The sequence below is a fragment of the Bacillus cereus group sp. N11 genome, from assembly GCF_016483605.1.
In the GTDB taxonomy this organism is placed as follows: domain Bacteria; phylum Bacillota; class Bacilli; order Bacillales; family Bacillaceae_G; genus Bacillus_A; species Bacillus_A toyonensis.
Genome location: NZ_JAEHBN010000007.1, coordinates 22,472 through 36,658 on the forward strand (window position 1 = coordinate 22,472; position 14,187 = coordinate 36,658).

Below are 14,187 nucleotides of genomic sequence, written 5' to 3' on the forward strand. Positions count from 1 at the left end.
TCAAATATGTACTGATTGACTATATTATCCAATTGGTCATTTTTGGAGGTGACGATGTGGCGATAGATCGAAAACGTTCTATTATTGAAGCTGCAACAAAGTCTTTTTCAGCGTTCGGTTATAAAGCAACAACGATGGATCAAGTAGCGAAATTAGCGAATGTAGGAAAAGGAACGATTTATACTTTTTTCAAAAATAAAGAAGAGCTATTTGGCGAAATTATTTCTAATTTAATTACAGAAATGAAGCAAGTGGCAGAAAACGCAATTCGTTCAGATGTTTCATTTTTTGAAAATGTACATAAAGCATTATATAGCATCTTGGAATTTAGAAAAGAACATCAGCTCATGATTAAGTTAATTCAAGAAGAGCGCGATATGGGAACGAAAGAAGTACAAGAAGTGATGCAACAAGTAGATGTGGAAATCGTTTCTGTCATTCAATCGTATTTAAAGATTGCGATTGAAAAAGGTGAAATTAGCAAATGTGACCCAGAAATTACAGCATTTATTATGCTTCGCCTATACGTATCACTTATTTTTGATTGGGAAAAAAATCATGAACCGCTAGAAAAAGAAAAAATTGCAGAATTATTTGAACTTTATTTATTAAAAGGATTGTCAAACTAAGATAATCCTTTTATTATTATAAAAAGTGACCATTTGAACAAAGTAGTCATATATTTATTTTAGGAGGGATAATATAAATATTCACTTCATAGTAAGGAACAGTTGCATAGTATAAATTCGGGGATAAGGCATATGTATGAATAAGTATAGCCTTTTTGTTTGGGTGAAAATGACTAAATGAACATTTTGGTCATTTCGATAAAGGGGGAGAAATGATGAAATGGAATCAGTTACTTCGTAAAGAGTTTACTGAAATTATAAAAAGCAAAAAAATATTAATTCCAATTATCGCAGTTCTATTCGTGCCGATTTTATATGCGGGTATGTTTTTATGGGCCTTTTGGGATCCATATAAACAGTTAGATGATTTACCAGTTGCGGTAGTCAATTTAGATAAAGGTGCAGTATTTGATGGGAAACCAATTGAGGTCGGAAAAGGGCTCGTTGATAATTTAAAAGATAATACAAGTTTTAAATGGGAATTTGTAAGTGAAAAAGAAGCGAAAAAGGGAATGGAAGGTAGAAAGTATTACATGTTAGTACGCATTCCAGATGACTTCTCAAGTAATGCTACAACGTTATTAAAAAATGATCCAAAGCCATTAAACTTAGAATACATTCCAAATGAAAGCTTAAACTTCTTATCTTCACAAATTGGCGGAACAGCGATTGAAAAAATTAAAGGTGAAGTAGCAAGTACGTTAACGAAAACATATGCAGAGAAAATGTTTGATTCTATTCAAGACGTCTCAAAAGGATTAGCAGATGGAGCGGAAGGTGCAAATAAACTGCACGACGGATCAAGTGAGCTGCATGATGGTTCAAGTAAAGTGACGGATGGCCTTCATACACTTCGAGGGAAGTCTGGGGAGATGAAGGATGGAGTTCAGAAATTAGCGGATGGATCAAATAAATTAGTAGATGGGTCAGGAAAAGTAACAAACGGTTTAAATACGCTAAATAGCAAAACAGGTGAAATGCAGGTAGGTATAGGGAAATTAGTAGATGGGTCAGGAAAAGTAACAGATGGTTTACATGTATTAAATAGCAATACTGGTATCGGAAAATTAGTAGATGGCTCCGGAAAAGTAACAGGTGGTTTACATGCACTAAATAGTAAAGCAGGTGTAGGGAAATTAGTAGATGGCTCCGGAAAAGTAACGGACGGTTTAAATACGTTAAATAGCAAAACGGGTGAAATGCAAAAAGGAATTGGCGAATTACGTGATGGATCTGAGAAAGTGACGGATGGCTTGAACAAATTAGTAAGTAAATCTGGTGAATTTAAAACAGGAACAACTGATTTATCAAATGGTATGGAACAGCTGGTTGGGGGACAAAGCAAACTAGAGGAAGCTTCTCAAAAAATTGAAAAGGGTTTGCAAGATTTGAATAGTAAAGTGAAAAGTTCTGCTGCCGGTTTAGAGGAAATGCAGTCGAAAGGCCCTTCTATATTGAATACAGTAAAAGAAAAAATAGATGGAGCTGGGGCAAATGTAAATCAATTAAATGAACTTACGCAATCAACAGCAGGAGATGCAAAAAATGCAGCGCAAGATGTAGCGAATTTACAAAAGCAAATTGAAAGTTTACCGAAAGAATATCAAGAGCAGTTACAACCATTCATAACAACTGCTGTAAAAAGTACAGCGACAGTTCAGCAAAAAGCTGCCGGAGTAGCAGGTGGAACAAATAAATTAAATGAAGAAGTAAAACAATTAAAAGGTGAAATAGATCAAAGAACAAGTGATGCACAAAACAAACTACCGAATACAGCAGGATTGCAAACTTTAACGAGTGGTATTGATGAATTAGCTAGTGCACAAAAGGGGTTTGTTGAAAAGTTCCAAGGATTTGGAAGGAATTTAAATGTAGCAAAAGAAGGCGCAAATAAATTTAAAAACGAATCCGGCCAATTTATTGATGGAATAAATCAATTAGCAGATGGCTCAGGTCAAGTAACAGACGGTTTAGGTACATTATCTGAAAGAGCAAATCAAATGGCAGGTGGAATAAATCAATTAGCGGATGGCTCAAGCCAAGTAACAGGTGGTTTAGATACATTATCAGTAGGAGTAACAAAATTAGCGGATGGCTCAAGCCAAGTAACAGGTGGTTTAGATACATTATCAGTAGGAGTATCCAAATTAGCAGATGGCTCAAGCCAAGTAACAGGTGGTTTAGGTACATTATCAGTAGGAGTAACAAAATTAGCGGATGGCTCAAGCCAAGTAACAGGCGGTTTAGATACATTATCAGTAGGAGTATCCAAATTAGCAGATGGCTCAAGCCAAGTAACGGGTGGTTTAGGTACATTATCTGTAGGAGCAAACCAAATGACAGGTGGCATAACGCAATTAGCGGACGGTTCAAGTCAAGTAACAACTGGATTAGGCACTCTAAATGGCGGCCTAAATAAAATGTCAACTGGCTCAACACAGCTAATCGACGGCGTAAATAAACTAGCAGATGGATCAGGAAAAGTAACAGATGGCCTCGTCAAAGTAAACGATGGTTCAGGTGAACTTGCTGAGAAACTTGGCGAAGGGGCAGAGAAAACTGGTGAAGTGAAAGGGACGGATAAAACATATGATATGTTTGCAAACCCTGTAAAAGTGAAGACAGAGAAACTAGCGGAAGTTCCAAACTACGGAACTGGATTTACACCGTATTTCTTATCACTCGGTTTATTCGTTGGGGCATTACTATTATCTATCGTATACCCATTACGCGATACAGTCGGCGTTCCAAAATCAGGATTTAGCTGGTTTATTAGTAAGTTCGGCGTTTTACTATCAGTCGGTATTATTCAAGCGATAGTAGCAGATGTCATATTACTGTTCGGATTAGGTGTAGAAGTGCAAAGCATTCCATACTTCATACTCTTTAGCATCGTTACAAGTTTAGCGTTTATCGCATTAATTCAATGTTTAGTAACAGCATTCGGTGATGCAGGGCGATTTATTGCCATCATCACATTAATTATTCAGCTTACAACAAGTGCTGGAACATTCCCACTAGAATTGATTCCGAAGTTTTTACAACCATTTAATACGTGGTTACCGATGACATACTCTGTATCAGGATTGAAAGCAGTCGTATCAAGCGGAGACTTTAACTTCATGTGGCAAAACATAGGAATACTCATGATCTTTATCGTCGTATTATCACTTGGAACAATCGCTTCCTTAACTTGGATGCACAAACGACAATTTAGAAATGTTGTTGAAAATCAATCGATTGAAGTTTAAAAAAAGCACCTTGTAGGTAAATATTTATAATAACGAAACATTGGAATGAAGAGCCTGTATCAATAATTACTCAGTGATTATCGATACAGGCTCTTTTTATTGGATCTGTTCATAAAGATTGTTGTTACTAGAGCATTTTTCTTTTCGTTCTTTCATTCCATTTTTATTCTTTTTAATGCTAATTCAGCTGCCATTTTCCCGTTATGTTGTCCGTGTTCTTTAACCCAATTTAGTTTTTCGCTAGCTGGCACGTATCTATGGAAACCTAGAATTTCAGCCGCTCTCTCTTGTACCCACATATCCGATTCGTCCAAGAGGGGAAGTATTTCATGCAATTGTGTGTAAGGAGTTAAAGCCATAATTGAAAATAAATATTGAGCTCTTTTTTCTTCCGTTAATTCAGGTTTTTTAAGAAGGTTTTTCAATTCTTCAATGGCTTGTACATCTTGCTGTAGTTGCAGTTCATCCGTATTTTCTTTGGAACAAGGATAATCTTTAACTTCTAATTGCAGTCTAAACGAAAGAAAAGGACTTACAGCAATTTACAGAGAAAACTAGAATAGGGGAGTTGATATGATGAAACAAAAATCTCGCTTCTATTTTATAATATATCCACTAATCACCTTCTTGGTTTATACACTATATCCGATTTTATTTCACAAAAAAGAACATACGAGCATAAAGGATATATTGGGAATGATTGTAACGTATTACATTTTAATTAGTGGATATTACTTTATTGATTTTTTAAGTGAAAGAATAAAGAAAAACGGTAAAGAAAAACAGTAAAGTTTCACTATTTAAAAGCTGATGGAGGATAACAAAATGACCGAAAGCGAAATGAAATTTAGGGATACGAACATTCGTAACTTTTTCGATAAAGAGAATCGTTTAAAATCGATTCCAGGTCAAAAAAAGAAAAAGTTAGTGTTATTAGAACATTTGATTAGCAAGTTAAACGTTGAAAATCAATATACAGAGAAAGAAATAAATGTGTTCATAAAACAATATCATGATGATTTTTGTACGATTAGAAGAGAATTTATCGTGCATGGGTTTATGGATCGAGAGGATAATATGTACCATATAAATGGGAGAGAAGTTTGGACGAAGTGGGAGGAGTTATAAATGTAATGAGTAATTCCTAGTTTGCCTCTCTTATCTAAAGAAGGAACTATTATGGGCTTTGGTGGTAGTTGCGGTGAATTTGCTTTATTAGTTATATTGTTTATTTTATTAATCATCGTTGGAGCTGCTTGCTTTTGCTAAAAAACTATGGAAAAGACACTCTTATAAGAGTGTCTTTTCTTTATGAAGATGTAATCCCACAAAAACATTTATTTATGGGGGCTTGCCAAATACTCATCAACCTAAGAAAATAGATCACCTCATAATGAAAAATTCACGTTTTTACAGTTAGTACTGAAAATTCGGCTCATCCTTTTCGTTTTAGAACAAGTAATATTTTAAGTTGATAGATGTGTAATATCACCTACAATGTAACAAAAAAGTGAATTTAATGACGTTAATTCTACTTTTATTTTATTTTATTTAAAAATATTACGATTATATTACAAAAACTATTGATTATATCTAAATAGCGTAATATAATACTGTTTGTGGAAATAAAAACAAAAATTATTCATTATTTGGGGGATATAGAAAATGAAGAAAGTTATTTTACCAATTTTAATGTCTGCTATGGTTATAGTTCCGGCGGTATCACATGCTGAAAAACAAGATAATGTGAAACAGACTACTGCAAAAACAGAGCAGACAATTCAACAAAGTGGTTGGGTAAAAGAAGGGGATACATGGTATTTCTATGACCAAAAAGGTATGAAGAAAACAGGCTGGTTACAAGATGGTGGAAAATGGTACTATTTTGATGGTAATGGAAAAATGAAAAAAGGATATATTCGAGATGAAGGTACAGATATAGGCTATTTATTAGGAACAGATGGTGCCATGTATTCAAATAAAGGTTGGGTTCAGTACGAAGGAGATTGGTATTACGTTCAACAAGGTGGAAGTCTACATTATGGTACTCTTAAAGATAACGGTAAAACCTATCATTTGACCCCAGATGACGGGAAAATGTGGAAAAACAATTGGATAGGTGGATATCCTAATGGAGTCTATTTCCTTGCAGATGGGTCGATGGCAACAGGGTGGAATTTAATTAATAATCAGTGGCATTACTTTGGTAATGGAGCTGCTTATAATGGTTGGCTAAACTATCAAGGAAGTTGGTATTATTTAGCGGGTGCTAAGATGCAAACAGGTTGGGTACAAGATAATGGAAAATGGTACTACATGAATACAGACGGCACAATGAAAACAGGCTGGGTAAAAGATAATGGAAAATGGTATTATCTGAACTCAAATGGCACGATGAAAAGTTCAGAAAATGGATGGAAAGACTGTTGGTTAGATGAAGGAGGAAAGCGCTACTTTTTCGATGACAGTGGTGCTATGCGTACAGGGAAACTAGCTGAAGGCGGCACTTCATGGTATTTTAATCCAGATGGATCTATGGTGACTGGATGGAAAATAGTGGATGGTGACTGGTGTTACTTTGATGAGAAAAGTGGAGCGAATCATGAAGGTTGGTTAAACTACAATGGCAAGTGGTATTACTTTTATGATGGCCCAATGACAACTGGTTGGGTACAAGTGAATGGCACATGGTACTACTTGAATGAAGATGGAACGATGAAAACAAATTGGTTACAAAAAGATGGAAAATGGTACTATTTACAATCCAATGGTGCAATGGCAGTGGGCAAACATTTCATTAATGGAAAATGGTATTCATTCAAAAATGATGGCGTTATGATGTAACAAAGATTTTTAATTGAATAAATGACAATAGATATCTATTTTAAGATATTTCTATGATGAAAAAAACACCTGTGAAGGTGTTTTTTTCATCTTTACAGTTAGTTATTACTTATTCCTCTTATTCTTGCACTTTTCGTTTTCACTAGTTTATTAGCGAGCATGGCTGGATTTATGCAGGAAATATCTAAACTGTAAGGATATGTGGGAAGTAGAATTATAAAACTTTTGTTTCCAATCTTTCTTTCTGACGAAGATGATGTGCAAAATGCATAGAAATGAGCTGAAACCATTCTGCCGCATTTAAGTAACCAAGCCCAGGGTGTTCGACTTTACAAGCACTTCGAATAGAAGTAATTGTTGGTTCAATGTCTTTAACAACTGTAATTAATTTCAGAAAACGCTCTTGTACTTCTTCTTTGTTAATTGGATTTTCTGGCGTATATCCAGGATGATTTGGTACTTTGATTTGTATGTCTGGGAAAGCACCAAGTTTATATACTTTTTCACCCATATCCGTTTTTTTGTTAGTTACTGATGGTGTTTCGCCTTTACATTTTGTGATTGCATCTAATTGCATGTATGTGGAAGCAATTAAATGATTATACATTTGACCGAGAGACCATTCCTCACTAGAAGGCTTCATCCTAAATTGCTCTATAGAGTATTTTTCTAATTCCTCTATGTAATACGTTGCTAACTCCTCAAATTTATTCATATTGTTAACTCCTTTTTATGAAAATGTATTTGTTAATACCTACTATAAAGGAGGGATACTGACAACATTATGTCAGTAGTGAAATTAAAGTTTTAACATTTTTTTTGCTTCATCACGGATTTTCTCAGAAAGAATTTTTGGCTCAAGTACTTGCACTTGGCTTCCCCAGCTCAATACCCATTGAAACACTTCGTCTATGTTTCTTGATTTCAAAAAGACGTGAAAACTGTTATCTCTATGTTCATATGAATCTATAAAAAAATATCGTGATTCAATAATTTTATGTGCAATATGAGATGGAAACAATAAATGGATTGTAACAGTACGATTGCTTTCAGGCTTATAGTTTTGTAAAGAAAAGTCCTTCGGTTTTGTGAAAAATTCTTGTTCTTGCTGTAATGTATCCATACGGTCTAAACGAAAATTACGTATTTGTTTCCGAAGTAAGCAATGAGCAACGATGTACCAAATTCCTGAAATATTGACTAAACCGTAAGGATGAACAGTCCGCTCTATTTTTGTGGTTTCTCTTGGCTTACGATAAGAAAAAGAGATAGCTTGCTCGTTTTGAATTGCTTCTTGTAGCAAGAAAAGTTGGTTCTCTAGTTTTTCTTGCTCGGCTTGCTGGTTTGAAAATATAGGAGAAAGGAAACGGAAAGTACCTCGTAACCCCTCAACTTTCTTTTTTTGATCAGTAGGGAGGATAACCTCAAGTTTCTCTTTTGCCGATTGTGCATGTGCAGAAAAAGAAGAAGTGAAAGTTTTCTCGATATAATCACCGCCTAATAAAAGGGTAACAGCCTCTTCAGGGGTAAGCTGAATGGGTGGTAAGAAATATCCATCCATTAATGAGTAGCCGTGGCCGGGCATTGCAAAAATTGGGACACCAGATTCACTAAGTGCATCCATATCTCGATAAATAGTTCTTATACTTGTCTCAAATTTTCCAGCTAAACTTTGTGCTGTAACAGTTTGTTTTCTTTGTAATTCAATTAATATCGCTAATAAACGATCCGTTCGATTCATGAAATATCATCCTTTATTTTTATAAATATGATCACTGTAAATTTCTAAAAGTAATACATTTTCCCCTACTATTAACAGACTTTTCCCTATGTATAATATTAATATAGTAAAATCATAACAACCGATATTGCAGTTTCCAATAATATACTATATAATCAATTTAAGAAAACGTTTTCATGCAAAGGGGGAGAATTTCGTGTCGACTATCGAGGACGTGGCGAAATTAGCGGGGTTATCAAGGACAACGGTTTCTAGGGTGATCAATAATCATCCATATGTTTCAGATGAGAAGAAAAAAAGGGTTCAATTAGCAATGAAGCATTTAGGCTTCGTTCCTAATTCTGCGGCGAGAAGGCTTCGTAAACAAAAAACAGAAACAATTGCGGTGCTTGTTCCAAGGATTACAAATCCTTTTTTTAGTAGATTTATTGAAGCAATCGAGATTGCTGCTTCTGAGCATAAATATAAACTGATTATTTGTCAAACAAGATATTTACCAGAAAAAGAGATGGAGTATTTACAATTATTATCTACGAAACAAGTAGATGGGATTATTCTATGTTCACTAGAAAATCCGTGGGAAGATGTAGAGCCGTACTTACAGCACGGTCCAATCGTGTTATGTAATGAATATATTGAGGAAGCAAATGTTCCAACAGTGAAATTTGATCATGCACAAGGAGCATACATAGCTGCCAATCATGTATTAGAACAAGGATATCGTAATCTTATTTTTTGCCGTGGTAACGAAACCAAAGTTGTTAGCCAACAGCGGAAAATGGGCTTTTTACGTGCAATAACTGAGAAGAGCCGCCAAGTAGAAGCGATTGATTTTCTTGAAAACGCTTTCTCTTGGGATGATGGGAAGCGAATATTCCATGAAGTATTAAAGGACAAAAAAAATCCTACCGCGATTTTGGCAGGAGGCGACGAGGTTGCAGCTGGAATTATCTCAGAGGCGAAGCGCCATAACTGGAGTATTCCAGAGGATCTCGCTGTTATCGGTTTTGATAATCAAATTTTATCGCAGATTACTGAGCCAGGTATTACGACAATTGAACAGCCAATTGATGAAATGGCTCGAAAAGTTGTCGACCTGATGATGGATAAAATCCATACGAAAAATTATCGTAAAAAAGAATTGTATGAGTTTGAACTGGAGCTCTTGGTGAAAGGTTCAACGATGAAGGATACGATGTTATTAGCCTAGTAGACTATGTCTGCTAGGTTTTTTTTCTGTTCACAAACTACTACTCTTCGTGAACGCAGTCATCACATTTGTTATGGTATGCTTCGTGCTGCTCATCAATTTCTTTCCCGCAGTGCGCACAAGTTTTCGTCGGTAAATTTCTGAAAAACTCCATTGGTTGATCGATCATGTCAATTCCTCCATTTCCATTTCTTACTATCATTGTATTAGTACAAAAAATAAAAGTCAACAACTGTTTTATAACAAATTGAAAATTAATGAAAAAGTTTAGGAAATGGATTATAGTTAACAATGTAGGATGTAAGTAAAAAACTTTCTCAAGTACGGAGAAAAACTGCATTCCTACTCGGTTTTAGAAAGGATGGATACATATGAAAATGACTGTTGTCGGCTTTTGGGGCGGCTTTCCAGAAGCGGGAGAAGCAACGTCGGGGTATTTGTTTGAACACGATGGTTTTCGTTTACTTGTAGACTGTGGTAGTGGTGTACTAGCACAGCTTCAAAAATATATAACACCATCTCATATAGATGCAGTTGTACTTTCGCATTACCACCACGATCATGTTGCAGACATTGGGGTATTGCAATATGCGAGATTAATTACAAGTGCGACAAAGGGACAACTACCGGAATTGCCAATATACGGTCATACGTTTGACGAGAATGGATTCCATTCTTTAACGCATGCACCGCATACGAAAGGAATCGCGTACAACCCAGAAGAAACACTTCAAGTTGGACCGTTTTCTATTTCATTCTTAAAAACTGTTCATCCTGTTACATGCTTTGCGATGCGTATTAAAGCTGGTAGTAACGCTGTAGTATATAGCGCAGATTCCAGTTATATTCCTGAATTTATTCCATTCACAAAAGATGCGGATCTTTTCATTTGTGAGTGTAATATGTATGCACATCAAGAGGCTGCAAAAGCAGGGCATATGAATAGTACAGAAGTGGCAAGTATTGCGAAAGATGCGAATGTAAAAGAACTTTTATTAACGCACTTACCGCATATAGGAAACCCATCTGATTTAGTAACAGAAGCAAAACAAATTTTCAGTGGCCATATTACGTTAGCGCATAGTGGCTACGTATGGAATTCATGAGGTGATACGATGTTATTTATTGATAATAAAGGGATTACAGATCCTACGATAAACTTAGCGATTGAAGAATATTGTGTGAAGAATTTAGATATTAACGAAACGTATTTACTGTTCTACATTAATGAGCCTTCGATTATCATTGGTAAAAACCAAAACACAGTAGAAGAAATTAATGCAGATTACGTAAAAGAACAAGGTATTCATGTTGTTCGTCGTCTATCAGGCGGAGGCGCAGTATATCATGATTTAGGAAACTTAAACTTCAGCTTTATTACGAAAGATGATGGAGATAGTTTCAGCAACTTCAAAAAATTTACTGAGCCTGTAACGAAAGCGCTTGGTAAACTAGGCGTAAATGCAGAACTAAGTGGTCGTAACGACATTTTAGCTGAAGGAAGAAAAATTTCAGGTAACGCGCAGTTCTCAACGAAAGGTCGTATGTTCAGTCACGGTACGTTACTATTTGATTCTGAAATCGATCACGTTGTATCGGCATTAAAAGTAAAAATGGATAAGATCCAATCAAAAGGAATTAAATCAATCCGTAGCCGCGTTGCGAATATTACAGAGTTCTTAAACGAAAAAATGACGACAGAAGAGTTTAGACAACTTCTTCTAGAAACCATTTTCGAAGGTGAAACAGAAATTCCAACGTACGAATTAACAGAAGCGGATTGGAAAGAAATACACAAACTTTCTGAAGAGCGCTACCGCAATTGGGATTGGAACTACGGAAAATCTCCGAAGTTCAACTTACAACATTCGCACCGTTTCCCAGTTGGACAAGTTGACGTTCGTCTTGAAGTGAAAAAAGGAACAGTAACAGAATGTAAAATTTACGGTGACTTCTTCGGATCACTAGATGTTCATGACATTGAAGAACGCTTAACAGGCGTACAGTTCGATAAAGATGCATTCACTGCAGCTTTAGAAGGCGTAGATATCGCACGCTACTTCGGTAATATTACAACAGAAGATTTCTTACATTTATTCTTCTAAAAATGGGGGAGGCTGTCATAAAGGGCAGCCTCTTTCTTTTTGTGTGGATTGTCACTTTTGGTTTTGAGTTGCGGCTAATATAATTTCACTTATCACAAATATCTTCCTCAAAACACCACTCACAAGTCATCTGCCCCTTATAAAGGAATATACATAATAAAAGGAGGTGGATCAAAATGAAAAGAATAATGTGCGTTGTATTATTGCTCAGCTTCCTCATCGGGATGACAGCGTGTAACGATGAAACCTCCTCAAGTCGTACAACTTTATCTATTGGAAAACCAGCGAAGGATAATGTTATATATTATACGCATACTGATAACAAACGAAAGATAGATGATATACAAACTATGTTTCAAAATAAGAAATGGAAAAGAAATGAAATGTTTAGTACTGTTGGTAAAATACCAGATGTTGTCTTGTCTATAGATGAAGACGATACAGGGTTACCGATAGTATATGTTACAGTGTACTTTCATGAAAATGGAGCGGACGCGATAAACTTGTATGGAGAGCATACAAGTTTAAATAAAGAAGAACTTGAAAAGCTTAGAGAAACGATAGGTGCATATTATCCTACAATGATTTTTGTCCTCTTTTAATAATTTGCTGGTAAGTGAAATCACTATATTTTCCCAAAGTTATTCAATAGGAAGTACGCCGTGTATATGCAGTTAATAGGATATTACTTGCTACTTTAATTTTCTTTTAATATAATTAATTTAGAATTTTTAAATATTCTAAATTTTATAAAGGTGGGGTTTGTGTGAATCTCGTTCAATCTTTGGCTGAAACGGCAAAAAAGAAGGGGGATAAACCGGCTTATGTTTTTATGGATCAGTCGGTCTCATATGACCAATTAAACAAAATGGTCACAAGGTTTTCTAGCAATTTAGCAGAAATGGGCATTGGAAAAGGGGACAATGTCGCATTAGTTGTTGGGAATTCACCACATTTTTTAGTCGGTTTATACGGAACAATGAAAGCCGGGGCAACTGTTATACCAGTTAATCCAATTTATACAGCAGACGAAATGCATTATATTTTACAAAATGGAGATGTAAAAACAATCATCGTACTCGACGTCCTTCTACCTGTTATACAATCTCTTACAACAAGACTTCCTTCACTAGAGAACATCATCATATGCGAAACCTCATCAGATTTTAATCATATAGAAACCGAAAAAATGAAAACGTTTACTAGTTTTATAGGAACTGGAGATGCGACTTACGAAGGTCCGGAACTAGATGAAGAAGATGTAGCGGTTATCCTCTACACTTCAGGCACAACTGGAAAACCAAAAGGTGCTATGTTAACACATAAAAATTTATATAGTAACGCAAGCGATGTGGCGTCGTATTTACAATATACGGCCGATGATCGCGTCGTTGCGGCACTGCCGATGTTCCATGTATTCTGTTTAACAGTTGCGGTAAATGCACCGATTGTGAACGGGGCAACGATTTTAATGTTACCGAAATTTAGTCCGAAAGAAGTATTCCGTATTTGTCGTACGTACGAACCAACGATCTTTGCTGGCGTACCGACGATGTACAATTATTTATATTTATTTGAAGAAGCAAGCGCAGAAGATGTGAAGACGCTTCGCCTTTGTATTTCCGGTGGTGCATCGATGCCTGTTGCTCTTCTGCAAAACTTTGAAAAACGTTTTAACGTTATTGTTTCAGAAGGATACGGTTTATCAGAAGCATCACCAGTTACTTGTTTCAATCCGCTAGATCGTCCTCGTAAACCAGGGTCGATTGGCACAAATATTTGGCATGTAGAAAATAAAATTGTAAATGAACTTGGGGAAGAAGTACCTGTCGGCGCAGTCGGTGAATTAATCGTTCGCGGACCTAACGTTATGAAGGGTTACTATAATGCACCAGAAGATACAGCTGCGACATTAAAAGATGGCTGGCTATATACAGGAGACTTAGCGAAAATGGATGAAGAAGGTTACTTCTATATCGTTGATCGTAAAAAAGATATCGTCCTAGTTGGTGGTTATAACGTCTACCCTCGTGAAGTAGAGGAGGTACTATATACGCACGAATCAGTAGCTGAAGTTGTCGTAATTGGTGTACCAGACGAAAACTTAGGAGAAGCAGTGCGTGCTTTCGTCGTTCTGAAACAAACGAACGTAACAGAAGAAGAGCTGATGCATTATTGCACGTTACATTTAGCAAAATATAAAGTGCCAATGAGCATAGAGTTTTTAACAGAATTGCCGAAGAATACGACGGGTAAGTTGTTAAGAAGAGCTTTGAGAGAAAAAGCGATGCAAGTGTAAGAATGGGGGCAACCAGCTTTATGAAGTTGGTTGCCTCTATTTTTTGCATTGGTTAAGCTATGACGCCATATATTTAAACCGTAATATGACTAGTAGGGAGGAGATATA

Annotated in this window: 15 protein-coding genes and 1 pseudogene; 12 read left to right on the forward strand and 4 right to left on the reverse strand. The window is 35.9% G+C overall.

The window, feature by feature from the left end:
* The first annotated feature begins 56 nt into the window (after positions 1–56).
* On the forward strand, positions 57–629 hold the full coding sequence (locus JDS98_RS12890; RefSeq protein WP_000963370.1) for a TetR/AcrR family transcriptional regulator: 573 nt from the start codon (positions 57–59) through the stop codon (positions 627–629).
* Positions 630–844: 215 nt separating this feature from the next.
* Positions 845–3,880, forward strand: a complete 3,036-nt coding sequence (locus JDS98_RS12895) for a YhgE/Pip domain-containing protein (protein ID WP_199633955.1) — start codon at positions 845–847, stop codon at positions 3,878–3,880.
* A 152-nt stretch (positions 3,881–4,032) separates the two neighbouring features.
* Here JDS98_RS12895 and JDS98_RS12900 read toward each other — a convergent pair whose 3' ends face one another.
* Positions 4,033–4,179, reverse strand: coding sequence for a LacI family transcriptional regulator (locus JDS98_RS12900; RefSeq protein WP_098162778.1), 147 nt, complete (start codon positions 4,177–4,179; stop codon positions 4,033–4,035).
* Positions 4,180–4,453: 274 nt separating this feature from the next.
* On the opposite strand from JDS98_RS12900, the gene JDS98_RS12905 reads away from it, so the two are divergent.
* The 5 genes and pseudogenes from JDS98_RS12905 to JDS98_RS12925 form a co-directional block, all read left to right on the forward strand.
* The gene (locus tag JDS98_RS12905) at positions 4,454–4,669 is read left to right on the forward strand and encodes a hypothetical protein (protein WP_097958833.1); all 216 of its coding nucleotides are present in this window, start codon (positions 4,454–4,456) and stop codon (positions 4,667–4,669) included.
* A gap of 36 nt (positions 4,670–4,705) precedes the next feature.
* Positions 4,706–5,008: a DUF2087 domain-containing protein gene (locus JDS98_RS12910; protein WP_000140282.1), complete on the forward strand. Its 303-nt coding sequence runs from the start codon at positions 4,706–4,708 to the stop codon at positions 5,006–5,008.
* Between the two features lie 51 nt (positions 5,009–5,059).
* Entirely contained in the window at positions 5,060–5,149 is a 90-nt protein-coding gene (locus tag JDS98_RS12915; RefSeq protein ID WP_000505668.1) for a YjcZ family sporulation protein, read from the forward strand.
* Between the two features lie 396 nt (positions 5,150–5,545).
* Complete coding sequence (locus tag JDS98_RS12920; protein ID WP_199633956.1) at positions 5,546–6,724, forward strand: glucan-binding protein; 1,179 nt, start codon at positions 5,546–5,548, stop codon at positions 6,722–6,724.
* 108 nt (positions 6,725–6,832) lie between these two features.
* Positions 6,833–6,919: pseudogene (locus JDS98_RS12925) on the forward strand (YknW family membrane protein); the annotation flags it as partial.
* A gap of 19 nt (positions 6,920–6,938) precedes the next feature.
* Here JDS98_RS12925 and JDS98_RS12930 read toward each other — a convergent pair.
* Together JDS98_RS12930 and JDS98_RS12935 are read right to left on the reverse strand one after the other, a co-directional pair.
* Positions 6,939–7,439, reverse strand: coding sequence for a DinB family protein (locus tag JDS98_RS12930; RefSeq protein WP_097895907.1), 501 nt, complete (start codon positions 7,437–7,439; stop codon positions 6,939–6,941).
* Between the two features lie 84 nt (positions 7,440–7,523).
* Positions 7,524–8,465 carry a helix-turn-helix transcriptional regulator gene (locus JDS98_RS12935; protein WP_199633957.1) on the reverse strand — a complete coding sequence of 314 codons (942 nt, stop codon included), beginning with the start codon at positions 8,463–8,465 and terminating at the stop codon, positions 7,524–7,526.
* Between the two features lie 196 nt (positions 8,466–8,661).
* Between JDS98_RS12935 and JDS98_RS12940 the strand changes: the two genes are divergently transcribed.
* Positions 8,662–9,675, forward strand: a complete 1,014-nt coding sequence (locus JDS98_RS12940; RefSeq protein WP_000103728.1) for a LacI family DNA-binding transcriptional regulator — start codon at positions 8,662–8,664, stop codon at positions 9,673–9,675.
* A 40-nt stretch (positions 9,676–9,715) separates the two neighbouring features.
* Here the strand turns inward: JDS98_RS12940 and yhfH are convergent, their stop codons facing one another.
* Positions 9,716–9,844: a protein YhfH gene (gene yhfH / locus JDS98_RS12945; protein WP_000567010.1), complete on the reverse strand. Its 129-nt coding sequence runs from the start codon at positions 9,842–9,844 to the stop codon at positions 9,716–9,718.
* Positions 9,845–10,046: 202 nt separating this feature from the next.
* Between yhfH and JDS98_RS12950 the strand changes: the two genes are divergently transcribed.
* From JDS98_RS12950 to JDS98_RS12965, 4 genes are all read left to right on the forward strand, one after another.
* Complete coding sequence (locus JDS98_RS12950) at positions 10,047–10,781, forward strand: MBL fold metallo-hydrolase (protein ID WP_000784682.1); 735 nt, start codon at positions 10,047–10,049, stop codon at positions 10,779–10,781.
* A gap of 9 nt (positions 10,782–10,790) precedes the next feature.
* Entirely contained in the window at positions 10,791–11,780 is a 990-nt protein-coding gene (locus tag JDS98_RS12955; RefSeq protein WP_097958840.1) for a lipoate--protein ligase, read from the forward strand.
* Between the two features lie 176 nt (positions 11,781–11,956).
* Positions 11,957–12,382, forward strand: a complete 426-nt coding sequence (locus JDS98_RS12960) for a hypothetical protein (RefSeq protein WP_199633958.1) — start codon at positions 11,957–11,959, stop codon at positions 12,380–12,382.
* 164 nt (positions 12,383–12,546) lie between these two features.
* Positions 12,547–14,079: a fatty acid--CoA ligase family protein gene (locus JDS98_RS12965; RefSeq protein WP_173781571.1), complete on the forward strand. Its 1,533-nt coding sequence runs from the start codon at positions 12,547–12,549 to the stop codon at positions 14,077–14,079.
* Positions 14,080–14,187: the final 108 nt, after the last annotated feature.

Excerpts from the sequence above, each read along its gene's own strand:
- JDS98_RS12910 (WP_000140282.1), top strand. The coding sequence starts at position 4,706 with ATGACCGAAAGCGAAATGAAATTTAGGGATACGAACATTCGTAACTTT.
- JDS98_RS12930 (WP_097895907.1), bottom strand. The coding sequence starts at position 7,439 with ATGAATAAATTTGAGGAGTTAGCAACGTATTACATAGAGGAATTAGAA.
- JDS98_RS12950 (WP_000784682.1), top strand. The coding sequence starts at position 10,047 with ATGAAAATGACTGTTGTCGGCTTTTGGGGCGGCTTTCCAGAAGCGGGA.
- yhfH (WP_000567010.1), bottom strand. The coding sequence starts at position 9,844 with ATGATCGATCAACCAATGGAGTTTTTCAGAAATTTACCGACGAAAACT.
- JDS98_RS12915 (WP_000505668.1), top strand. The coding sequence starts at position 5,060 with ATGGGCTTTGGTGGTAGTTGCGGTGAATTTGCTTTATTAGTTATATTG.
- JDS98_RS12905 (WP_097958833.1), top strand. The coding sequence starts at position 4,454 with ATGATGAAACAAAAATCTCGCTTCTATTTTATAATATATCCACTAATC.
- JDS98_RS12900 (WP_098162778.1), bottom strand. The coding sequence starts at position 4,179 with ATGTGGGTACAAGAGAGAGCGGCTGAAATTCTAGGTTTCCATAGATAC.
- JDS98_RS12955 (WP_097958840.1), top strand. The coding sequence starts at position 10,791 with ATGTTATTTATTGATAATAAAGGGATTACAGATCCTACGATAAACTTA.
- JDS98_RS12960 (WP_199633958.1), top strand. The coding sequence starts at position 11,957 with ATGAAAAGAATAATGTGCGTTGTATTATTGCTCAGCTTCCTCATCGGG.
- JDS98_RS12895 (WP_199633955.1), top strand. The coding sequence starts at position 845 with ATGAAATGGAATCAGTTACTTCGTAAAGAGTTTACTGAAATTATAAAA.
- JDS98_RS12920 (WP_199633956.1), top strand. The coding sequence starts at position 5,546 with ATGAAGAAAGTTATTTTACCAATTTTAATGTCTGCTATGGTTATAGTT.
- JDS98_RS12935 (WP_199633957.1), bottom strand. The coding sequence starts at position 8,465 with ATGAATCGAACGGATCGTTTATTAGCGATATTAATTGAATTACAAAGA.